Below are 19,669 nucleotides of genomic sequence, written 5' to 3'. Positions count from 1 at the left end.
TAGGGGGAGCAATGCACACCGTTCAGGTGCGGCTGCGCCGCGACGCCGGCCTGTCCGAACCGGAGGAGACGCCGGGGGTGGTCACCCTGGCCACGCCGTTCGGCCCCGCCACGCTGCGGGGCCTGCCGCCCGGCGCGGTCGCCGCGCTGCGCGCGCTGGCCCGCGGCGGCACGAGCGAGGACGAGCTGGCCAGGACCGTCACCGAGCACGACGGCGAGGGCGGGCTGCTGCGCTGGCACCTGCTGCTGCGCAAGCTGTCGGCCGGCGCGCTGCTGGAGCGGGCCGTCCTGTTGGTGCCGTCCGGCGGAGAGGCCGTGGTGCCGTCCGGCGGAGAAACGGTGCCGTCCGGCGGAGAGATGGCGACAGCCGGGGCCGAGCCGGTGGCCGTGCTGCGCCCCTTCGGCGGCGGCCCGCTGCGCCCGGCCGCGCCGCTCGCAGCCGACGCCCGGGTCCGCCTGTCGAGGTTCGCCATCGCGGTGCCGGAGGACGGCAGGCTCGTGGTGCGCGTGCCCCGCAGCCCCCTCGGGGTCGAGCTAGCCCCGGCCGCCGCGCCGCTGCTCGGCCTGCTCGCGGACTGGACGACCCCGGCCGGTCTCGCCTGCCCCGGGCTGCCGGCCGAGACGACGGCGGCGGTGCTCGGTCTGTTCGCCGACGCCGGGCTGCTGGTGCGGCCGACGCCGGAGGGGGAGGACCCCGAGCGCGGCGCCGCCCCGCTCGCCCAGTGGTCGCCGGCCGACCTGTGGCTGCACACCCGCACCCGGGAGCCGCGTACGACCGGGCGCTACGGCGGCACCTATCCGCTCCGGGGCGTGCAGGATCCGCTGCCGGTGGCGCCGCCCGCCTTCGCCGGCCCCCGGAGCGCCCTGGAGCCGCCGGACCTGGACGCGATAGCGAAGACCGAGGCGAGCCTGACCGACGTGCTGGAGGCCCGCCGCTCGATCCGCGAGCACGACGCCGCCGCCCCGATCACCCTCGACCGCCTGGGCGAGCTGCTCTACCGCACGATGCGCCAGCGGCGCACCTTCACCGGGGAGGACGGCCAGGAGCTGGCCGACCGGCCCTACCCGTCCGGCGGCGCGGTCCACGAGCTGGAGGTCTATCCCCTCGTCGTCTCCTGCGAGGGCCTGGAGCCCGGCCTGTGGCACTACGCCGCCCACGCGCACGCGCTGGAACGGGTGGCCGATCCCGGCCCGGCGACCCGTACGCTGCTCGACCGGGCCAGGTCGGCGGCCATGATGACCGAGGACCCGCAGGTCCTGCTGATCGTGACGGCCCGCTTCGGGCGGGTGATGTGGAAGTACGAGACCATCGCCTACTCGCTGATCCTCAAGCACGTGGGCGTGCTCTACCAGACCTTCTACCTGGTGGCCACGGCCATGGGCCTGGCGGTCTGCGGGCTCGGCGGCGGTGACGCGGCGGAGTTCGCCGCGGCCAGCGGGCTCGACCCCCACGCGGAGGGCAGCGTGGGCGAGCTGCTGCTCGGCAGCAGGAAGGGCGGTGTGGCGGGGACGCCGCCGGGATGGTCCCCGGAGGTGCCGTCATGAAGTTCCGGTTGAAGGCACTGCAGCGGATGCGGGAGCCCGACGAGCTCGACTCCCCGACCCTGCTCGCCTCCCCGCGCGGCTGGATCGCCACGTTCGTCGTGCTCATCGTGGTCGTCGCCGCGGGGGTGTGGTCGTTCGTCGGCAGGCTGCCGGTCACCGTCACCGCCAAGGGGCTGCTGACCCATCCGGCGGGCACCGCCCAGTTGCAGAGCCCGTACACCGGGACCGTGCGGACGATGATGGTGAGCCCCGGCCTGCGGGTGGTGCGCGGGCAGGCGGTGGCGGAGGTCCTGCGGGCCGACGGCACCGTGCGCACCGTGAGCAGCCCGTTCTCCGGCGAGGTCGTGACCACCTCGGCGAGCGAGGGCGCGATGGTCCGCGAGGGCGACGGGCTGCTCGCGATGGAGCGGACCGACGCCCCCCGCGACCGCCTGGTCGCGATGCTGTTCGTGCCGGGCGACCACGCGCTCGGCATCGCCCCCGGCCGTACGGTGGACCTCGCGGTCTCCGACGCCCCGCCCGGCGTGTTCGGGCTGCTGCGCGGCAGGGTGACCTCGATCAGCCCCTATCCGCTGATGGCGGAGGGCGTCGCCGCCCTGGTCGGCGGCGACCTCGCGGCTCGCGGCTATCTCACCGCGGAGCCGCCCCGCCTGGTGGTCGTCGATCTCCTGCCCGACCCCCGCACGATCTCCGGATACTCCTGGACGACCGAGACCGGTCCCCCGATGGAGCTGCGGTCGCAGGTCACGGTGACGGGCACCGTCACGCTCGGCAGCCAGACGCCTTTCAACCTGCTCCTCGGACGTTGAGAAGGAGACGGATGAGCCAGGTCACGGCCTCTCGCGCCGACGCCCCGCCGCCCGACGCCCCGCGCCGGCGCGAACCCCGCAGACGGGGGCGCGTGAGCACGCCGACCGTGATCCAGATGGAGGCCGTCGAGTGCGGGGCCGCCGCCCTCGCCATGGTCCTCGGCCATTACGGCAGGTTCGTGCCCCTTGAGGAGCTGCGGGCCGCGTGCGCGGTGTCCCGGGACGGCGCGAAGGCGTCCAGCGTGATCGCCGCCGCCCGCAAGTACGGCCTGAACGCCAAGGGCTTCCAGATGGAGCTGGAGGACCTGCGCGACGTCGTCAAACCGGCGATCATCTTCTGGGCGTTCCAGCACTTCATGGTCGTCGAGGGCATCCGCACCCGTTTCGGCAGGCCGGTGGTGGCGGTCAACGACCCCGCGAGCGGCCCGCGCCTGGTCGACTGGGACGAGTTCGACTCGGGCTTCACCGGCATCGTGCTGACCTTCGAGCCCGGGCCCGGGTTCCGGCCCGGCGGCCGGCCCACCCGGGTGGCCGAGGCGCTGCTGTCGCGCCGCATGCCCTCCGGCCGGGCGCTGCCGCTGGTGCTGCTGGCCAGCCTGCTGCTGGTCGTGCCCGGGATCATCGCGCCGGCGTTCAGCCGGGTGTTCATCGACCACATCCTCACCGGCCGCGATCCCGGTTTCATCCTGCCGCTGCTGGTGGCGATGTCGGTGACCGCCCTGGCGATGTTCGTGCTGACCTCGGTGCAGCGGCACTACCTGCTGCGGATGGAAATACGGATGGGGCTGGTCAGCTCCGCCCGTTTCTTCCGGCATCTGCTGCGCCTGCCGGTGGAGTTCTTCCTGCAACGCAGGCCCGCCGAGGTCGCCAGGCGGGTGTCGGCCAACGACATGGTCGCCGAGATCCTGTCCAGGGACCTGGCGGTCACCGTCGTCAACCTCGTGCTGGTGCTCTTCTACGCGGTCGTCCTGATCCGCTACGACGTGCTGCTCGGCCTCATCGGTGTGGGCATGGCGCTGCTCAACATCCTCGTGCTGCGGCAGGTGTCCAGGGCGAGGACCGACGCCGTGGCCGCGCTGCGGGCCGATCTCGGCAACCTCACGTCGGCCACCTTCAACACGCTGCAGCTCGTGGAGACCGTCAAGGCCACCGGCGCCGAGCCCAGCGCGTTCCAGCGGTGGGCGGGCTTCCTGGCCAAGGCCGTGACCGCCCGGCAGCGGCTGGGCGTGCCCAGCGCGGTCATCACGGTCGTGCCCCCGCTGCTCGCCGGGGTCAACAGCGGGCTCATCCTGCTCGTCGGCGGCCTGCGGGTGGTGGACGGCGCGGTCAGCGTCGGCCTGCTGGTGGCCTTCCAGAGCCTGCTCGGCGCGCTCTCGCGGCCGGTCACCCAGCTCACCAACCTCGGCGGGCGGCTGCAGGACATCTCGGCCGACATCACCCGGCTGTACGACGTGGAACGCCACCCCCGCTCGCCCGTCTTCGACCGCCCGGACCGGCCGTCCGGAAGCCGGCTCGACGGGTCGATCACCTTCGAGGACGTGACGTTCGGCTACAACCCGCTGGCCAAGCCGGTCATCAAGAACGTGTCGTTCTCGGTGGTGCCGGGCCGGCGGGTGGCGATCGTCGGGGGCTCGGGAAGCGGGAAATCGACCATCGGCCGCCTCGTGGCGGGGCTCTACCGGCCGGCGTCGGGCCGGGTGCTGCTCGACGGGCGCGACCGCGAGGAGATCTCCAGGACCGAGCTGGCGGCCTCGGTCGCGTACGTGGACCAGGACATCTCGCTGTTCGAGGGCACGGTGCGCGACAACCTCACGCTGTGGAGCGACGACATCTCCGACGAGGTCGTCACCGCCGCGCTGCACGACGCGGCCATCTTCGACGTCATCTCCGCCCGCCCCGGCGGCCTCAACAGCCGGGTGCGCGAGGGCGGGCGCAACTTCAGCGGCGGGCAGCGCCAGCGGCTTGAGCTGGCCAGGGCGCTGGCCGGGCAGCCGACCCTGCTCGTGCTCGACGAGGCGACCAGCGCCCTCGACCCGGAGACCGAACGGGTCATCGCCGACAACCTGCGCCGCCGGGGATGCGCCTGCCTGATCATCGCCCACCGGCTGTCGACCGTACGCGACGCCGACGAGATTCTCGTGCTGCACCAGGGCGAGGTGGTGGAACGCGGCACGCACGACGACCTCATGCGCCTGGGCGGCCACTACGCCCGCCTGATCGAGAACGCCCGGCCGGGCGGTGAGGGGATGGACCGATGAGCGTCTCGACCGCGACGCCGTCCTCGACGTTCTCGGCGTTCTTCACCGACGCGGCCACACCCATCGACTACTCGGCCGACCGGCTGCTCGTGCTGGCCGACCTGCGCGAGGTGCTGCTGGTCGAGCGCGGCGCGGTCGACCTGTTCGCCGTACGCCTGGAGAACGGCAGGCCGGTCGGCAGGTGGAACTACCTGTGCCGGGTGCGGCAGGGCGCGCTGGTGCTCGGCTCGCCGCGCGGCCCCAGGCACAGCATCGTCGGGCGGCCGGTGCTCGGCGCCCGCGTGTCGAGCCTGCCGCTGGCCCGGCTTGAGGGCCTGTCGGCCCGGCGCGTCGACGGCCCGTCCGCGTCGGGCAAGGCGGTCCGCGCCCTGCCCACCCGCGAGTACGGCATGGCGGTGCGCGAGTTCGTCCAGGGCCTGGAGGCCGGCGTGGTGGCGCTCGCCGCGTCGATGCGCGACACGCTGCCCCCGCGTGACTTCGTCCCCCTGTCACCGGACGAGCCGACCGTCGTCCGCGAGGGCGAGGCCGTACGGTCGGTCGACGGACTGCGGTGGATCACCGTCGAGGACGGCGTGGTCGAGATGCCGGACGGCGTCGCCGGTCAGCTCAGCGCGGGCGCCGAGGTGTGCGTCACCGAGCGGGACTGGCTGGTGGCGCTCGGCCCGGCCCGGCTGCGCGCCCGCTCGACCCTCGACCTGCTGGGCGCGGGCGAGCTGTGGCACCGGTGGGTCGAATACACCACCCGCTTCCTCTACATGATCGACCGGCGGATCGAGCGCCGGAACTCGACCGAGCTGAGGGCGCTGACGAGCCGGGCCGAGCGGGGCGGCGACGTGCTGCGCGCCACCGCCCGGGGGTTCGACACGCTGGTGCGCGACACCGAGGCGCGGGTGCGCCTCACCGATGTGGCCGGGGACCCGCCCATGCTGGCCGCCGCGCGCCTGGTGGCCTCGCACGCCGGGTTCTCGGGGGTCGCGCCCCCGCCGGGAACGGCGCACGGCGGCCGGATCGACCCGCTGCAGGCCATCGCGCTCGCCTCGGGCGTACGCACCCGCCGGATCAGGCTGGAGGATCGCTGGTGGCGGCGGGACATCGGGCCGATGGTGGGCTACCGCTCCTCCGACGGTGAGCCGGTGGCGCTGCTGCCCATCGGGTCGCGCTATGTCATGGCCGCGCCGGGGGAGGAGCGCGTCACCCCGGTCACCGCGGCGGTCGCCGGCACGCTGACCCGGCACGCGGACGTGCTGTACGAGCCGCTGCCGCCGGCCGTCACCGGGGTGGGCGGGCTGCTGCGCTTCGGCCTGGCCAAGAACCGCAAGGACCTGTGGACCCTGCTCAGCCTCGGGACGCTGGTGGCCTGCATCGGCCTGCTGGTGCCGGCCATGACCGGCCTCGTGCTCGGCACGTACGTGGCCAGGGCCGAGCGCGAGATGATCGTGCAGGGCGCGCTGCTGGTGATCGCGGGCTCGCTCGTGGCGGCCGCGCTGTCCGTGGTGCAGAACTTCGCCGCGCTGCGCATCGAGGGCAGATCGTCGGCCCGACTGCAGGCGGGCGCCTGGATGCGGCTGCTGTCGCTGCCCGCGACGTTCTTCACCGACTACTCCACGGCCGAGCTGGGCACCACGGTCCTCGGCGTCAGCGTGGTGCAGGAGACGCTGTCCGGTGTGATGACGACGGCGGCCCTCGGCCTGTTCGCCGGCCTGGCCAACCTGGTGCTCGTCTACTTCTACGACGTACGGCTCGCGCTGATCGCGACGACGCTCGTGCTGGTAGGGGTGCTCGTGTGCGCGGTCGCGGGCTACTTCGAGGTGCGGCTGCAACGCCGGCTCTACACCCAGGAGCAGCGGCTGTCGTCGCGGGTCTTCCAGCTTCTGACGGCCGTGCCGAAGCTGCGGGTGGCGGCGGCCGAGGAGCGGGGCTTCGGGGTCTGGGCGGCGGAGTTCCTCAAGGCGCGCAGCATCGGCGTGTCCGCACGCCGGGTGCAGAACCTCGTCACGACCTTCAACGCCGGCTTCCCACTGGTCGCCTCGGTCATCGTCTTCGCCGTGGTGGCCGGGCCGATGCTCGGGGACGTGTCCGTCTCCGCGTTCCTGGCGTTCTTCGCCGCGTTCAACCTGCTGCTGGCCTCGGTGCTGCAGTTCACCGGCGCGGCGATCACCGCGATGAGCGTGGTGCCCATGCTGGAGCGGCTGCGGCCGATCCTGGCGGCCGAGCCGGAGGAGCACGCGGGCAAGGCCGACCCGGGCGAGCTGTCGGGCCGGATCGAGCTGTCGCGGGTGTCGTTCCGCTATGGCGAGGACGGCCCGCTCGTCCTGGACGGGGTGGACCTGTCGGTCGAGCCCGGCGAGTTCGTCGCGATCGTCGGCCCGACCGGCAGCGGCAAGTCGACGATCCTGCGGCTGCTGCTCGGCTTCGAGTCGCCGAGCTCGGGAACGGTGCTGTACGACGGCCAGGACCTGGGCGAGCTCGACATCGGCGCGGTGCGCCGCCAGTGCGGGGTGGTCCTGCAGAACAGCTCGCTGCTCGCCGGCGACATCAAGGCCAACATCATCGGCAGCACCGACCACACGATCGACGACGCCTGGGACGCGGCCGCCATGGCGGGCATCGCCGACGACATCGCGAACATGCCGATGGGCATGCACACGGTGCTGTCGGAGGGCACCAACACGCTGTCGGGCGGTCAGCGGCAGCGCATCATGATCGCCCGTGCCCTCGTCTCGCATCCCCGCATCGTGCTGTTCGACGAGGCGACCAGCGCATTGGACAACCCCACCCAGAAGATCGTCACGGAGAGCACCCGCCAGCTCAACGCCACCCGCATCGTTATCGCCCACCGGCTGTCCACGATCACGGACGCCGACAAGATCGTGGTGCTCGATCGCGGGCGCATCGTCCAGCAGGGCCGATATCAGGAGCTGCTCGAGGACTCCGACGGCCTGTTCGCCCGCCTCGCCCGCCGCCAGATCTGAGCCCGCCGCCAGATCTGAGCCCACGGAAACGATCAGTTCCAGCACGTAACCTCGGTGCCATGACGGCTGCCGCCCCTGAAGAGTACGAGGACATGCACCGGCTGGTCGACCAGCTAACCGGAGACCAGCTCCGGGAGATCCGCGCGCACACGCTGCGGCTGGTGCACTCCTGCCCTCCGGGTTCGTGCGGCCTCGTCGGCTGCGGGGGCCAGGAAGGCAGAAGAGGCCCCGGAGGGCCTCTCAGCTGCTGTTCTGCTGGTGGCAGGTCCAGGGTGCGAACCTGCGTTGGTGTCGCCGGCGGTTGGTGTGCGGTCAGTAGCGGGGCCTGCGGCTGAGCACGGTTCCGGCGATGAGGAACACCACGCCGAGCCCGCCGTACACGAAGGCGTGGGTGGTGGCGGGCGGCTTCACGCTGGCGTTGGCGACGGCCAGCCCGAGGCCCACGATGCCGCTGATGTAGCAGAAGATCGCGACGAAGATCTTCCAGAAGGGGCTCATGACGTACTCCGTTCGGATGCGGCGGGACCACCCGGTGCGGTCCCGGCGACGACGAGGCCGAGCAGCATGACCCAGGCGTCGGGGTCGGCGCGGAAACGCCGCCACCGGTCGGCCGCCAGGGCGAGCTCGGGCAGGGTCAGGGCACCGGAGGCGACCAGCGGCGCCAGCCGCTCCGGGCCCAGGTGAGGGGCGAACGCCTCGGTGGGGCGGTCGTCGTTGGTGGTGGCGAACGGGCGCAGCACCACGCCGCCGAAGCCCGCACGGCGCAGGAGCCGGGTGAGCTTGCGCCCGATCAGCCGGTCGCCGCCGGCCTGCCGCTGCGCGCCGGTCATGCGGTTGTGCACGCCGGCCATCTCGGGATACATCGGGTCGGCCAGGCCCCACAGCATCGCGTCCACCTCGACCACGACCAGCCGCCCGCCGGGCCGCAGCACCCGCAGCGCCTCCGCCACCACGGCGGCGGGGTCGGCCACGTGCTGCAGCACGTATCGGAGCAGGACCGTGCCCACGGACGCGTCCGCCAGCGGCAGCCGTACGGCGTCGCAGCCGAGCAGGGGGGCCCGGGCGTCCGCCGCGTGCGCGAGCAGCGCGGTGTCGATGTCGGCGGCCACGACGGGCAGGTCCGGCAGGGCGGCCCGCAGCCGCCGCGTGACCGCGCCCGAGCCCGCCCCGAGCTCCAGCAGGGGCGCCGGGACGCCGACGTCGAGCAGGATCCGCAGCTCCTCGTCGAAGGAGAGCTCGGCCTGGGCCTCCAGGCGGGCCAGCTCGCCGTGCAGCCCCCCGGCGGTCGTCGTGGCCGGGTCGTACGACCCGGCGCCCGTCGCGGCGGTCACGGCTCGCTCCGCCCGTCCCGGGGGCGCGGGACCATGAGCATGCCGTGCCGGGGGCGCAGCGTGACCAGGGCCTCGGGCTCGACCGGGAAGCCGGGGACGAGCTCGGGGCGCACGGCGCGCAGCAGCACGGCCAGCACGAGCGTGGCCTCGACCAGCGCGAAATGGCGGCCGACGCACACCCGCGGGCCGCCGCCGAAGGGGAGGTACTGGTGCCCGGCGTGGGTGTGCTCGGCCGCGAACCGGTCCGGTGCGTACGTCTCCGGGTCGGGCCAGTACCGAGGATCCCGGTGGAGTACGTATGGGCTGACGCACACCAGCGTGCCCGAAGGTATGGCGTATCCGCCGACGACGTCGGCCTCGACGGAGCGCCGGGAGATGAGCCACACGGGCGGATACAGCCGCATGGCCTCCTTGATCGCCCGCTGGCAGGCGGTCAGCCGGGGCAGGTCGGCGGCGGTGGGGGTGCGGCCGCCGCCCAGCACCTCGTCCACCTCCGCGCGTACGGCCCGGGCCGCGCCGGGATGACGGTCGAGGAGGTAGAGCGTCCAGGTCAGGGCCTTGGCCGTGGTCTCGTGGCCGGCCATGACGATCGTCAGCACCTGGTCGCGCAGGTCGGTCGCGGTCATCGCGTGCCCCGAGGCCAGCATCGCGCCGAGCAGGTCGTCGTTCTCCTGGCCGGTGGCCCGGCGGGCGGCCACGATCGTGCGGGTGACGGCGTCGAGGAACGCCTTAGCCCGGCGGAACCCCTCCCGTCCGCCGCCCTCGGAGGCGGGGTCGAAGTGCCCGATGAAGCGGTTGACCTCGTCGACCGCCCGCCCGAAGCCGTCGCCGACGCCCGCGATGTCCGCGCCGAGCATGGCCCGCGCGATGACGGTGAGCGTGAGCGCGGTCAGGTCGTGGTCGACGCGTACGGCCTCGCCGTTCTCGCCGGCCCGCCGCCACCGTTCGGCCAGGTGGGCCGCGGCGTCGGTCATGATCTGGTCGAACCGCTCGACCTCCGTCGGGCGGAAGGCCGGGGCGATCATCTTGCGCTGCCTGGCCCACTCCTCGCCGCCGCTGGTCAGCAGGCCGTTGCCGAGCAGAGGGCGCAGCATGTCGTCGTCGGGCGTGCGGTCCTTGGTGTAGTTGGCGCCGTTGTCCTTCAGCACGTGCCGGGCCAGGTCGGGCCGGTGCAGCATGTAGACGGGCGCGCCCTCGGCCTCGTGTCTCGTCACGTCGCCCCAGGCGGCCATCTCGGTGACGAAGCGCAGCGGGTCCTCCCGCATGCTGCGCAGACTCTGGGCGCCGTCCGGACCCGGCGGCAGGGATACGTAACCGCTGTGCGTATCGGCCATGCCCACCCTCACTTTTTCTGAATACGTATTCGCTTATGAATTGCGCATGCGATCGACTGCGAATACGTACTCGGTGATATTTCCTGATCGGAGCATAGTCCGCGCCGTTCGAGGCCTCAATACTTATGCCGGCGGCGGGAAAATTAAGTCTGTGCCGTTCCCGCATCGCCGTGTAAGACTTCATTTCGAAAGCGGCGGACATCGCCGTAAAGAAAGCCGGGAGGCAGGCAATGTCTTTGGACCCCAGACAGCGCGCGGAATTCGTGAACGCCTACACCCGCGTTCTCATCACCGCGTGGTCGAGTGAGGAATACTCGGCGCGGCTGGACTCCGACCCCCGCGCGGCTCTCGCCGAGTCCGGGCTGGAGCTGCCCGCTGGAGCCGAGGTCGTCCTCGTCCGCAACATTCCCGAAGGCCACCACGACAGCAACATCGAGGTGCAGGTCGCGCTCTGGGAGAGGGGCCTCGAGACGGGCCGCTTCGAGCTGCACATCCCCGAGACGCCTCAGGTCGACATGGCCGAGCTGAGCGAGGGCGACCTCGACTCCATCGCCGCCGGCGCGTCCGCGGTCGAGGCGATCGACATCAACTGCTGCTGCTGCCCCTGCTGCTGCTGCACCTGATCGTCACCTGACCGTCACCACCACCACTCGGAGGGCTAGGCCATGTCCATGGTCGCCGAGCAGGCGAACCCCGTCCACGTGCGCTCCCTGCGCAAGCGGTACGGCCCGGTGAACGCGGTCGAGGAGGTGGACCTCGACGTGCGGAGCGGCGAGGTCTTCGCCCTCCTCGGGCCGAACGGCGCCGGCAAGACCACCACGGTGGAGATCCTGGTGGGGGTTCGCCGGCGGACATCCGGCGACGTGCGCGTCCTCGGCCGCGATCCGGCCGAGGACGCGCCCGAGTGGCGCGCCAGGATCGGCGTCGTCCCCCAGACCACGGGCGCGTACACCGACCTGACCGTGCGCGAGGTGGTCGAGCACTTCGCGGCGTTCTACCCCGCGCCGCTGCCGGTGGCCGAGGTGATCGACATGGTCGGCCTCGGCAAACAGGCGCGCAAGCAGGCGCAGTCGCTCTCCGGCGGGCAGGCGCGGCGGCTCGACGTCGCGGTCGGCGTCGTCGGAGACCCCGATCTCATCTTCCTGGACGAGCCGACGACGGGACTCGACCCCGTCGCCCGCAGGGAGGCGTGGGACCTCGTCCGCTACTTCGCCGACCGTGGCAAGACGACCGTGCTCACCACCCACTACCTGGACGAGGTCGAGGCGCTCGCGCAGCGGGCGGCCGTCATCGTCGGGGGGCGGGTCGTCGAGTCGGGCCCGGTCGCCGAGCTGGGCGGCAGGCGCGCGACACCCGCCGCCGTCAGTTTCACCAGGACGGACGGGCTCGCCGCGAGCCTGCCCACGCTGCCGGACGACGCCGTGGTGGAGGAGGCGGAGGGCCTGGTGGTCGTACGCACGCACCACCCCACCGAGGCCATGGCCGCGCTGCTGCCCTGGGCGGCCGCCTCCGGCGTGCGCGAGCTGCCGGACCTGCGCATCCACCGGCCGTCGCTGGAGGAGATCTACCTGGACCTCATCCGGAGCAACCAGGAAGGCGGTGTCGTGTGATGAACGCTCCCGACGCGGTCCTCACCCAGGAGAGCGGGATGGTGCTGAATCCCGCCCGCTCGATCCTGTGGCGGGCGGCCGTCTCGCGTTCGTCGGTCGAGCTCAAGTCGTTCTTCCGCAACCGGCAGTCGCTGGTCTTCACGCTGCTGCTGCCCATCGTGCTGCTGGTCGTGCTCGGCTCCATCTTCTCGGGGACCGTGCCCGGCACCCACACGGACTTCAAGCAGATGTTCATCGCGGGCATCATCGCCTGCGGCGTGATGAGCGTCAGCTTCAACGGGCTGGCCATCAGCGTCGCCATCGAGCGCGACACCGGGATGATCCGCCGGCTGGCCTCCAGCCCGATGCCGAAGTCGGCCTACTTCGTCGGCAAGGTGGTCAGGGTGGCCGTGACCGGCACCCTGGAGACGGTGCTGCTGCTCGCGGTGGCCGTGCTGGCGTTCGGGCTGCCGCTGCCCTCGACCGCCGCCCGGTGGGAGACGCTCGTGTGGGTGCTGCTGCTCGGCGGGGTGGCCTGCACGCTGCTGGCCGTGGCGTTCAGCTCGGTCATCCCCAACGCCAGGTCGGCCTCGGCCATCGTCACGCTGCCGTTCCTGGTGCTGCAGTTCATCTCGGGGGTGTTCTTCCCCTACAGCCAGTTGCCGGCGTGGATGCAGACGGTCGCGGCGCTGTTCCCGCTCAAGTGGATGACCCAGGGGCTGCGCTCGGTATTCCTGCCCAACGACTTCGCCCACGTCGAGCCGGCGGGCGTCTGGGAGCTCGACCGCGTGGCGCTCGTGCTGGCCGCGTGGTGCCTGGCCGGGCTCGCGCTGAGCTTCCTGACCTTCCGCTGGCGCGGGCCCAACGTCCGCTGACGCTCAGGAGAGCCGGACCCGGAACTCGCCCAGCCGGCGCGGCACGAGCACGGGCGCCCAGGCGGGCGGGGCGCCGTCCGCGCGGATCGCGGGGAAACGTCCGGCCAGGCCGCGCAGCAGCAGCGCGCCGGCCTGCCGGACGAGGGGCGCGCCCAGGCAGAAGTGGGTGCCGGCGCCGAAGGCGAGGTGGGGATTGGGAGACCGGGTCGGCACCAGGTCGTGGGGGTGGTCGAAGACGGCCGGGTCCCGGTTGGCCGCCGCGACCACGGCGAGCACCCGCGCGCCGGCGGGGATGACCGCGTCCCCGAAGGACACCTCCGCCGTCGTCACCCTCGCCGTGAAGGGGATCGGCGCCTCCAGCCGCAGCAGCTCGTCGACCGCCGTACGGGCGACGTCGTCGCCGCCCTCCCGCAGCGCCGCCAGTGCCTCGGGGCGCGGCAGCAGCCAGAACAGCGCGTTGCCCACCATCTCGGCCAGCGGGCGCCAGCCGCCGACGACGGCCAGCGAGAGGATGCCCAGCATCTCGGGCCGCGTCAGCCGTTCGTCCGCGGCCAGCCGCGCGATCGACCCGCCGGGCCCGCGCGCCACGTGCGCGTCGAGAAAACGGGTCAGCTCGCCCATCGCGACGCGGCCCTCCCGCGCGGCCTGGGGCCCCGCCAGCGGGTCGAGGTTGACCGAGGCCCGCCGCGCCAGGTCGGCGAAGGCCGCCTCGTCCTCGCGCGGCACGAGCAGCGTCCGCGCGAGCACGCCGGTCGCGAACGGCTCACCCAGGTCACGGGTGACCTCGATCTCGCCCGCCAGCCCGTCGAGCAGGCCGTCCACGACGGCGGTGATGCCGGTGGCGAGCTCGCGCACCGCGGCGGGGCCGAGCAGGGCCATGCCGGGGGCGCGCAGCCGGTTGTGGTCGGGCGGGTCGGTGGTCAGCATCGAGGCGGGCAGGTCGTCGTCGCGCACCCGCTCGCGCTGCCCCAGCTCGGCCGAGAACCGGGGGTCCTTGAGCGCGCTCGCGACGTGCTCGTGTGCCGTGAGCAGCCACATCCGGGTCGTGACGTCGAAGTGGACCGGATCGTTGGCCCGCAGCCAGTCGTACGCCGGATACGGGTCGGACCTGCCGGCCGGCGAGAACGGATGGGCCAGACCGGCCGGAAGCCGGCGGAAAGCGGTCATCGGCGATCCCCTGGGGCTGAGGTCACAAGATCACGAGTCGCACGATCACAAGTCACAAGATCACGGCACGGCCACGCTACTACAGAGCCGTCGCCGCCGGGATGAATGCGAACAACTGCGGACCGGACGGGCGCATGGGAGGCAGCGATGCGGGTCGATGTAGTGGTTGTGGGCGCGGGCGTCAGCGGCCTGACCGCCGCGCGGCGGCTGCGCGCCGCCGGTCTGACCGTCACGGTGCTGGAAGCCAGAGACCGCGTCGGCGGGCGGGTGCGCACCCACCGGCCCGCCGACGGCGGGCCGGAGATGGAGCTCGGCGCGCAGGTCGTCCACGGCGACCGCAACCCCGTCTGGGACGTGCTCGAACCGGACGCGGCCGAGCCGGTGCGGCCCGGCAAGGCCCTCGTCGCCGCGGAGGGCAGGGTGCTGCCGCTGGGCGTGCTCGCCCGGCGCGGACAGCCGCCGTGGGCCGTCGAGCAGAGCCTGCTGCGCGACCCGGGCGAGGACGTGCCCGTCGCGGGGCGGCTCGTCTCCGGAGACCAGGCCGAATGGCTGCGGCAGAACTGGGCGGCCGACCCCGAGTCGCTCAGCGCGGCGGGCATGGCCGCCGGACGCCTCGCCGACGACGTCGGCGAGGGCCGCTACGCCATACGCGGCGGATTCGACCGGCTGCCCGGCGCGCTCGCCCACGGCCTCGACGTACGGCCCGGCTGCCCGGCCAGGAGCATCGCCTGGTCGCCTGGCCGGGTGGAGGCCCGTCTCGACGACGGCGCGGTGACGGCCGCGGCGGCGGTGGTGACCGTGCCCCCGCCCGTGGTCGCGGACGGGACGCTCACGATCGCGGGCCTGCCGGACCGCAAGCGGGCGGCGGCCGAGTCGCTGCGCCTCGGCGACGCCTGGTGCGGGGTGGTGACGCTGTCGCGGCCCGCCCCCGAGTCGGCCGTCGTGTTCGACGCCGAGGGCGGCCTGGGCTTCGTCACCTGCACCGCGGGCAGCACACGCGTCCTGGTGGTGGCCAAGGCGAGGGCCGCCGCGCGGGCGCGCGAGGCGGCCCGCGAAGGGCCGCCCCCGCTGGGCCGGGTGCTGCCCTGGGCCGGGAACGCCCGGCCCGAGCACGTCGAGGCGGCCGACTGGGGAGCGGACGCCTGGGCGACCGGAGCGTTCACCTATCCCCGGGTCGGCGCGCTGTGGGCGCGGGCGGCGTGGGCGGAGCCGATGGGCGCGACGGTGTTCTTCGCCGGAGAGGCCACGGCCCCCGGCGTCCCGATGGTGCAGGCGGCCATGGCCAGCGGTGACCGCGCGGCCGGAGAGGTGCTGGAGGCGGTAGGGCGATGAAGGTGCACACGGGCTGGTATCTGCTGGCGTTCGAGGAGGAGCTCGCCGAGGGGCTGAACCCCCTGATGCTCGGCGGGCGCAGGCTGCTCGCCGTACGGGAGGGGTCGCGCGTCCGCGTGTTCGACGGGTTGTGCCCGCACCGGGGCGCGGCCCTGGGCCACGGCGGCACCCTGGACGGCGACTGCGTGATCTGTCCCTTCCACGGCAAGCGGGTGTCCCTCGGCGACACGGCGCGGCGCTGGTCGGTCGCCGAATACGCGGTCGAGCGGGCGGGCGCGGCCGTGTTCGTACGGCTGTCCGCGGACGACGACCGCGGTTTCCAGCGGGCCATCAAGGAGGTGGCCGACGGCAACATCGTGGTGAGCGCGGTGATCCAGCCGGTGGCGGTCCCTTCGGAATACGTGGTGGAGAACGCCTTCGACGCCGAGCACTTCCACCAGGTGCACCTCGTGCCCCGGGTGGTCGGCATGCGGGTCTCGCCCGGCCCGGACGGCGAGATGGCGATCGAGGGGGAGTTCCGCACCAAGGCCCCGCCGTGGGAGCGGGAGCGCCGGCTCGACTTCGCCTCCCGGTTCTACGCCCGGGCCTTCAGCCCCAGCCTCGTCATGACCGAGCTGGGCACCGCCGACGCGCCGTACACGATCATCACGGGCGCCGTGCCCACCCGTGAGGGCTGCGTGGGGCGGGTCGCCATCGCCCTGCGGCCGGAGCGCGCGGAGGCGCTCGACGCGCTGGTCCACGGCGCGAAGTACGCCTTCGAGCAGGACCGCGTCGTCTGGGACCACCTCGATCCGGACGCGCCGCAGCGCTACGACGCCGGAGACCGGCCGGTGCTGGCCTTCCGCCGGTTCTGCGCCACCTTCGGCGCCGTCCCGCCGGCCGGAACCCCTTCGGCGACCGGGGAGCCGTCGTGATGCGGGTGCACGCGATCGGGAGCGGCCCGGCCGTGCTGTGGATCCACGGCTACACGATGGACTCCACCACCTGGCGCGACCTGTGGGCGCTGCTGCCCGGACGCCGCCACGTCGGCATCGACCTGCCGGGCCACGGAGGGTCGGGCCCGATGCGGCCCGGCACGACGCTGCCGGGCCTCGCGGCCGAGATCGCGGATGTCGCGCGGGCCGAGGGCGCGCACGACGTCGTCGCCCTGTCGTTCGGGTCGCTGGCGGGCATCCAGCTCGCCGTCGACGCCCCCGACGTCGTACGGCGTCTCGTCGTGGCGGCCCCCACCATCGCGGGCGCCCCCAGCGAGCCGGGGACGGCCCCGCGTTATCGCGAGCTGATGGCGCTGCGGCGGATCGGCGCGGACGGCGCCGCGCTTGCGGACGTCTGGATGTCCTCCCCGCCCGACATCTTCCGCGGCACCGAGGCGCACCCCCGGCTGCGGGCGAGCCTGCGGACCGTCATCGCCCGGCATGGCTGGGACGAGCTGCGCACCGGCGCGATGGCGGCGTTCCACCGGCACACGCACACCGACGAGGCGCTCGCCTCGATCAGGGCCGACACCCTGGTGCTCGTCGGGGACGCCGAGATGCCGACGTTCGCGGCCAACGCCGAGCGGCTGGGCGCGCTCGTCCCCCGCTGCCGGGTGGCCGAGATGGCGGACGCCGGTCACCTGTGCCTGATCGAACGCCCGGAGGCCGCCGCGCGGCTCATCCGGTCGCATCTGGAGAGGAGCCCGGTGGATGCCCAGGCGTGAGACGTACGCGCAGGGCTCGCCCTGCTGGGTGGACTACATGGCGGCCGACCCGGAGGGTGCGCGGGACTTCTACGCGGCCCTGTTCGGCTGGACCTTCGACGAGCCCGAGGAGTACGGCTACCGCCTGGCGCGGCGGGCCGGGGAGGGCGTCGGAGGGTTCGGCCAGGTGCCGCCGGGGCGGGGGCTGACGGCCACCTGGAACACCTACCTGGCGGCCAAGGACGCCGACGCGGTGGCCGCGCGGGTGAAGGAGCTCGGCGGCGCGGTGGTGCTCGGGCCGCTCCCGGCCGGGGAGAACGGGCGGTTCCTGTTCGCCGTCGACACGACGGGCGCGTCGGTCGGCTTCTGGCAGGGGCACTGGGCGGAGGGCATCGTCGTGGTCGACGAGTGCGGCGCGACCTGCGGCCACGAGCTGAGGGTGGCCGATCCCGGCGGCGCCCGCGCGTTCTACGCCGGGCTCTTCGGGGAGGAGGCGGCGCCCGGACGGGAGCTGCGCGGCGTGCCGGCCGGCGCGTCCCCTCAGTGGGTGTCCTACTTCCTCGTGGACGACGTGCACTCGGCGGCCCTGGCCGCGCGACGGGCGGGCGGCGGGGTCGCCGAGGCGGCGGACGACGGGCGGGAGGCGGTGTTGCGCGACCCGTGGGGCGCGCTGTTCGGCGTCAGGGACGGCCGGTGCCGCTCCGGGGACGGAACCAGATGAAGAACGCCGCCACGAGGAGCGCGCCGACGATCACGACGACCGTGCCCACGGTCGTGTCGATCATCAGCGACACGACGACCGCGACCGCGTAGACCAGCGGCACGATGAGGCGGATGTTGCTCAGTCCCATGACGGCTCCCCGGAAAGAAAAGAATGCGCCGAACGCATCATCGGCCATCTTTCCGGGGGCCGTCCAGCGCGGTTCCGGTTATTACGTATTCCGATGCGGGAGCGTACGTATACGTATTGCGGGGGTCAGATATTCAGGCCGGGCCGCAGCACGAGCAGATAAAACGCCACCACGGCGGCGTAGCCGGCGAACGCCCACAGGGGAAGCCGCCAGCCCGCGTCCGTCCGATTCTCGCGTTCGTACGGCCGGCCCGCATTGACCGTCATGAATCCGACCAGCGCCATTCCCGGCCCCCAGCAGCCGAGAATGCCGTAGAAGACCACCTCGGGGTCGCCGCCGAGCCCGGCGGGCACCAGCAGCGCCAGGCCGATCAGGTAGGGGATCCACAGGCGGGTCACGGACGCCTTGCGGTCGCGCGGCGTGTCCAGCGGCACGCTCGCGGGCAGCGAGTCGAGGTACATCCGGCTGAACGGCCGGGTGACCAGATAGAGCAGCCCCATCCCGGCGGCGGTGACGAGGAACTGCACGGCGACGGGCACGTTGTAGAGCCGGGCGATGACGCCGGTGTCGCCCACTGTGAGCAGCGGCATGACCACCAGATAGCCCAGGAACGCCGTGATGCCGGTCATCGCCAGCCACATGAGCAGCAGGCGCGGATAGGAGGGCCCGCGCCGGCGGTAGAGCGCCCAGCAGACGAGGCCCGTGACGAGGCTGCCGATCGGGCCGCCCGCGGCCACGAGGGCCTCGTGCGCCCGTTCCGGCGAGGGCACGTGCAACTCGACGAACTGGCCGATGGCAGGATGGAATCCCAGCGCGCGGGCGGCCAGCGCGTGCGACCCCTCGTGCAGGAACACCTCGACGAGTTGTGCCGTCGCGTACGACAGGGCAAGCGGTCCCCAGGCCGCGCGGACGGAGGGAGTGGGGGGAGCGGCGGCGTCCTGCCGGGCCGCCGGGATGTCAGGGGGGCTCGTCATCCTGTCATGGAACCAGAACCCGCAGACCCGGTCCAAGCGCTTTCGGGCAATTGGAATTTCAATCCAGTTGGAGTGGAACTCGTTCTAGCAGGAGACGACGGCTCACCCTATCGTGCATATCCGTCTTACCCGAGGGCGTGGCCGGTGTATCGCCGGATTTCATCGGGCGACGGAAGGAAATTCTAGAACCCCGCCAGCAGCCGATCGGCCGCGATCTCGATCCGGTGCTGGATCTGCTCGTAGGTGCGCCGCCCGCGCAGCATCTCCAGCAACTCCTGCACCCAGACCCCCGCCAGGGAGCCGGTGAGGGCGAGCTGGTCCTCCGGGGGAAGGCTCACCGTGCGGCCCTCGGTCGCGACCCGCAGCAGCAGGCTCGCCATCCGGTCGCCGAACGGCGCCTCCACCTCCGCCATGATCAGGGAGCGGATGAGCGCGTCGGCGAGCTCCGGCTCGCGCATCAGGCCCCGCGTGGCCCGCATCAGCACGTCGACCGCGCGGCCCGCGGGGTTGGCGGCCTGCGGCGGACGCCGTTCGATGCTGGACTCCAGCAGGTCGATCTCCTCGCCGACCACCGCCACGACCAGGTCCATCTTGGACGGGAAGTAGCGGTAGAGCGTTCCCAGGGCGACGCCCGCGCGCTCGGCGACCGTGCGCATCTGCATCGCCTCGACGCCTCCACGGGAGGCGAGGGCGGCCGCCGCCTGGACGATGCGCCGGCGCCGTTGGTGCTGGCTCCGGGTGCGGACCCCGGGAGCGGCCGGAGCCGGATGGCCGCCGGCAGAGGAGGGGCCCTCGGGAAGTGGTGGTGGAGCGTCGGCGAGTGCATGCGAAGTGCGCATAGGAACACGTTATCTGATTTCCGCCCCTTCCGGATGGTTACCCGCCGGTCACAAAAGGCGCTGGCGGCTTTATGACTTTCTTGTTTCGGCCGTGCGTCGCTACCGGTTCGTGAGCC

Annotated in this window: 18 protein-coding genes; 11 read left to right on the top strand and 7 right to left on the bottom strand. The window is 73.1% G+C overall.

Annotated elements, in window-relative coordinates; all coding sequences use genetic code 11:
- Nucleotides 1-11 precede the first annotated feature (11 nt).
- From FLV34_RS10395 to FLV34_RS10380, 4 genes are all read left to right on the top strand, one after another.
- A complete protein-coding gene (locus FLV34_RS10395) occupies nucleotides 12-1,544 on the top strand; it encodes a SagB family peptide dehydrogenase (RefSeq protein ID WP_147942983.1) in 1,533 nt (510 codons plus the stop codon).
- On the top strand, nucleotides 1,541-2,353 hold the full coding sequence (locus tag FLV34_RS10390; protein ID WP_168065718.1) for an HlyD family efflux transporter periplasmic adaptor subunit: 813 nt from the start codon (nucleotides 1,541-1,543) through the stop codon (nucleotides 2,351-2,353). The genes FLV34_RS10395 and FLV34_RS10390 overlap by 4 nt, the downstream gene beginning before the upstream one ends.
- Before the next feature lie 92 nt (nucleotides 2,354-2,445).
- Entirely contained in the window at nucleotides 2,446-4,611 is a 2,166-nt protein-coding gene (locus tag FLV34_RS10385; RefSeq protein WP_205829951.1) for an NHLP family bacteriocin export ABC transporter peptidase/permease/ATPase subunit, read from the top strand.
- Nucleotides 4,608-7,583: an NHLP bacteriocin export ABC transporter permease/ATPase subunit gene (locus FLV34_RS10380; protein ID WP_147942982.1), complete on the top strand. Its 2,976-nt coding sequence runs from the start codon at nucleotides 4,608-4,610 to the stop codon at nucleotides 7,581-7,583. Before FLV34_RS10385 ends, FLV34_RS10380 begins: the two co-directional genes overlap by 4 nt.
- A 312-nt stretch (nucleotides 7,584-7,895) precedes the next feature.
- Here the strand turns inward: FLV34_RS10380 and FLV34_RS10370 are convergent, their stop codons facing one another.
- From FLV34_RS10370 to FLV34_RS10360, 3 genes are read right to left on the bottom strand one after another with little or no spacing between them, the layout of a single operon-like run.
- Nucleotides 7,896-8,081, bottom strand: coding sequence for a hypothetical protein (locus tag FLV34_RS10370; protein ID WP_147942980.1), 186 nt, complete (start codon nucleotides 8,079-8,081; stop codon nucleotides 7,896-7,898).
- The gene (locus FLV34_RS10365) at nucleotides 8,078-8,914 is read right to left on the bottom strand and encodes a class I SAM-dependent methyltransferase (RefSeq protein WP_168065716.1); all 837 of its coding nucleotides are present in this window, start codon (nucleotides 8,912-8,914) and stop codon (nucleotides 8,078-8,080) included. The genes FLV34_RS10370 and FLV34_RS10365 overlap by 4 nt, the downstream gene beginning before the upstream one ends.
- The gene (locus tag FLV34_RS10360) at nucleotides 8,911-10,248 is read right to left on the bottom strand and encodes a cytochrome P450 (protein ID WP_147942979.1); all 1,338 of its coding nucleotides are present in this window, start codon (nucleotides 10,246-10,248) and stop codon (nucleotides 8,911-8,913) included. Before FLV34_RS10360 ends, FLV34_RS10365 begins: the two co-directional genes overlap by 4 nt.
- A gap of 230 nt (nucleotides 10,249-10,478) precedes the next feature.
- Between FLV34_RS10360 and FLV34_RS10355 the strand changes: the two genes are divergently transcribed.
- The 3 genes from FLV34_RS10355 to FLV34_RS10345 are packed head-to-tail and all read left to right on the top strand — an operon-like array spanning nucleotide 10,479 to nucleotide 12,712.
- Nucleotides 10,479-10,871, top strand: coding sequence for a hypothetical protein (locus FLV34_RS10355; protein WP_205829950.1), 393 nt, complete (start codon nucleotides 10,479-10,481; stop codon nucleotides 10,869-10,871).
- A 42-nt stretch (nucleotides 10,872-10,913) separates the two neighbouring features.
- Nucleotides 10,914-11,858 (top strand): ABC transporter ATP-binding protein, encoded by a 945-nt coding sequence (locus tag FLV34_RS10350; protein ID WP_261985726.1) that lies wholly within the window; start codon nucleotides 10,914-10,916, stop codon nucleotides 11,856-11,858.
- The gene (locus tag FLV34_RS10345) at nucleotides 11,858-12,712 is read left to right on the top strand and encodes an ABC transporter permease (protein ID WP_240971095.1); all 855 of its coding nucleotides are present in this window, start codon (nucleotides 11,858-11,860) and stop codon (nucleotides 12,710-12,712) included. Before FLV34_RS10350 ends, FLV34_RS10345 begins: the two co-directional genes overlap by 1 nt.
- A gap of 3 nt (nucleotides 12,713-12,715) precedes the next feature.
- On the opposite strand, the gene FLV34_RS10340 is transcribed toward FLV34_RS10345, so the two are convergent.
- On the bottom strand, nucleotides 12,716-13,879 hold the full coding sequence (locus tag FLV34_RS10340; protein ID WP_142646250.1) for a cytochrome P450: 1,164 nt from the start codon (nucleotides 13,877-13,879) through the stop codon (nucleotides 12,716-12,718).
- A gap of 105 nt (nucleotides 13,880-13,984) precedes the next feature.
- Here FLV34_RS10340 and FLV34_RS10335 point away from each other — a divergent pair, with 105 nt between their 5' ends.
- Genes FLV34_RS10335 through FLV34_RS10320 form a run of 4 tightly spaced genes read left to right on the top strand, consistent with a single transcriptional unit; the run spans nucleotide 13,985 to nucleotide 17,610 of the window.
- Nucleotides 13,985-15,211 carry an FAD-dependent oxidoreductase gene (locus FLV34_RS10335; protein WP_142646249.1) on the top strand — a complete coding sequence of 409 codons (1,227 nt, stop codon included), beginning with the start codon at nucleotides 13,985-13,987 and terminating at the stop codon, nucleotides 15,209-15,211.
- Nucleotides 15,208-16,125 carry a Rieske 2Fe-2S domain-containing protein gene (locus tag FLV34_RS10330; RefSeq protein ID WP_142646246.1) on the top strand — a complete coding sequence of 306 codons (918 nt, stop codon included), beginning with the start codon at nucleotides 15,208-15,210 and terminating at the stop codon, nucleotides 16,123-16,125. The genes FLV34_RS10335 and FLV34_RS10330 overlap by 4 nt, the downstream gene beginning before the upstream one ends.
- Nucleotides 16,125-16,910, top strand: coding sequence for an alpha/beta fold hydrolase (locus FLV34_RS10325; RefSeq protein WP_261985727.1), 786 nt, complete (start codon nucleotides 16,125-16,127; stop codon nucleotides 16,908-16,910). Before FLV34_RS10330 ends, FLV34_RS10325 begins: the two co-directional genes overlap by 1 nt.
- Nucleotides 16,897-17,610: a VOC family protein gene (locus FLV34_RS10320; protein ID WP_147942977.1), complete on the top strand. Its 714-nt coding sequence runs from the start codon at nucleotides 16,897-16,899 to the stop codon at nucleotides 17,608-17,610. Before FLV34_RS10325 ends, FLV34_RS10320 begins: the two co-directional genes overlap by 14 nt.
- Here FLV34_RS10320 and FLV34_RS40325 read toward each other — a convergent pair.
- The 3 genes from FLV34_RS40325 to FLV34_RS10310 form a co-directional block, all read right to left on the bottom strand.
- Complete coding sequence (locus tag FLV34_RS40325; protein ID WP_168065714.1) at nucleotides 17,570-17,740, bottom strand: hypothetical protein; 171 nt, start codon at nucleotides 17,738-17,740, stop codon at nucleotides 17,570-17,572. The two genes, FLV34_RS10320 and FLV34_RS40325, sit on opposite strands and share 41 nt — an antisense overlap.
- 125 nt (nucleotides 17,741-17,865) lie before the next feature.
- Complete coding sequence (locus FLV34_RS10315; protein WP_142646240.1) at nucleotides 17,866-18,714, bottom strand: hypothetical protein; 849 nt, start codon at nucleotides 18,712-18,714, stop codon at nucleotides 17,866-17,868.
- Nucleotides 18,715-18,896: 182 nt separating this feature from the next.
- Complete coding sequence (locus FLV34_RS10310) at nucleotides 18,897-19,553, bottom strand: TetR family transcriptional regulator (RefSeq protein ID WP_142646239.1); 657 nt, start codon at nucleotides 19,551-19,553, stop codon at nucleotides 18,897-18,899.
- Between the last annotated feature and the right edge of the window lie 116 nt (nucleotides 19,554-19,669).

It is taken from the genome of Microbispora sp. CSR-4, from assembly GCF_008033685.1.
In the GTDB taxonomy this organism is placed as follows: Bacteria; Actinomycetota; Actinomycetes; order Streptosporangiales; family Streptosporangiaceae; genus Microbispora.
This window is presented reverse-complemented; position numbering and strand designations above follow the sequence as displayed.

Coding starts and splice junctions, on each gene's coding strand:
- FLV34_RS10395 (WP_147942983.1), top strand. CDS start 12: ATGCACACCGTTCAGGTGCGGCTGCGCCGCGACGCCGGCCTGTCCGAA.
- FLV34_RS10390 (WP_168065718.1), top strand. CDS start 1,541: ATGAAGTTCCGGTTGAAGGCACTGCAGCGGATGCGGGAGCCCGACGAG.
- FLV34_RS10380 (WP_147942982.1), top strand. CDS start 4,608: ATGAGCGTCTCGACCGCGACGCCGTCCTCGACGTTCTCGGCGTTCTTC.
- FLV34_RS10370 (WP_147942980.1), bottom strand. CDS start 8,081: ATGAGCCCCTTCTGGAAGATCTTCGTCGCGATCTTCTGCTACATCAGC.
- FLV34_RS10360 (WP_147942979.1), bottom strand. CDS start 10,248: ATGGCCGATACGCACAGCGGTTACGTATCCCTGCCGCCGGGTCCGGAC.
- FLV34_RS10355 (WP_205829950.1), top strand. CDS start 10,479: ATGTCTTTGGACCCCAGACAGCGCGCGGAATTCGTGAACGCCTACACC.
- FLV34_RS10350 (WP_261985726.1), top strand. CDS start 10,914: ATGTCCATGGTCGCCGAGCAGGCGAACCCCGTCCACGTGCGCTCCCTG.
- FLV34_RS10345 (WP_240971095.1), top strand. CDS start 11,858: ATGAACGCTCCCGACGCGGTCCTCACCCAGGAGAGCGGGATGGTGCTG.
- FLV34_RS10340 (WP_142646250.1), bottom strand. CDS start 13,879: ATGACCGCTTTCCGCCGGCTTCCGGCCGGTCTGGCCCATCCGTTCTCG.
- FLV34_RS10335 (WP_142646249.1), top strand. CDS start 13,985: ATGCGAACAACTGCGGACCGGACGGGCGCATGGGAGGCAGCGATGCGG.
- FLV34_RS10330 (WP_142646246.1), top strand. CDS start 15,208: ATGAAGGTGCACACGGGCTGGTATCTGCTGGCGTTCGAGGAGGAGCTC.
- FLV34_RS10325 (WP_261985727.1), top strand. CDS start 16,125: ATGCGGGTGCACGCGATCGGGAGCGGCCCGGCCGTGCTGTGGATCCAC.
- FLV34_RS10320 (WP_147942977.1), top strand. CDS start 16,897: ATGCCCAGGCGTGAGACGTACGCGCAGGGCTCGCCCTGCTGGGTGGAC.
- FLV34_RS40325 (WP_168065714.1), bottom strand. CDS start 17,740: ATGGGACTGAGCAACATCCGCCTCATCGTGCCGCTGGTCTACGCGGTC.
- FLV34_RS10315 (WP_142646240.1), bottom strand. CDS start 18,714: ATGACGAGCCCCCCTGACATCCCGGCGGCCCGGCAGGACGCCGCCGCT.
- FLV34_RS10310 (WP_142646239.1), bottom strand. CDS start 19,553: ATGCGCACTTCGCATGCACTCGCCGACGCTCCACCACCACTTCCCGAG.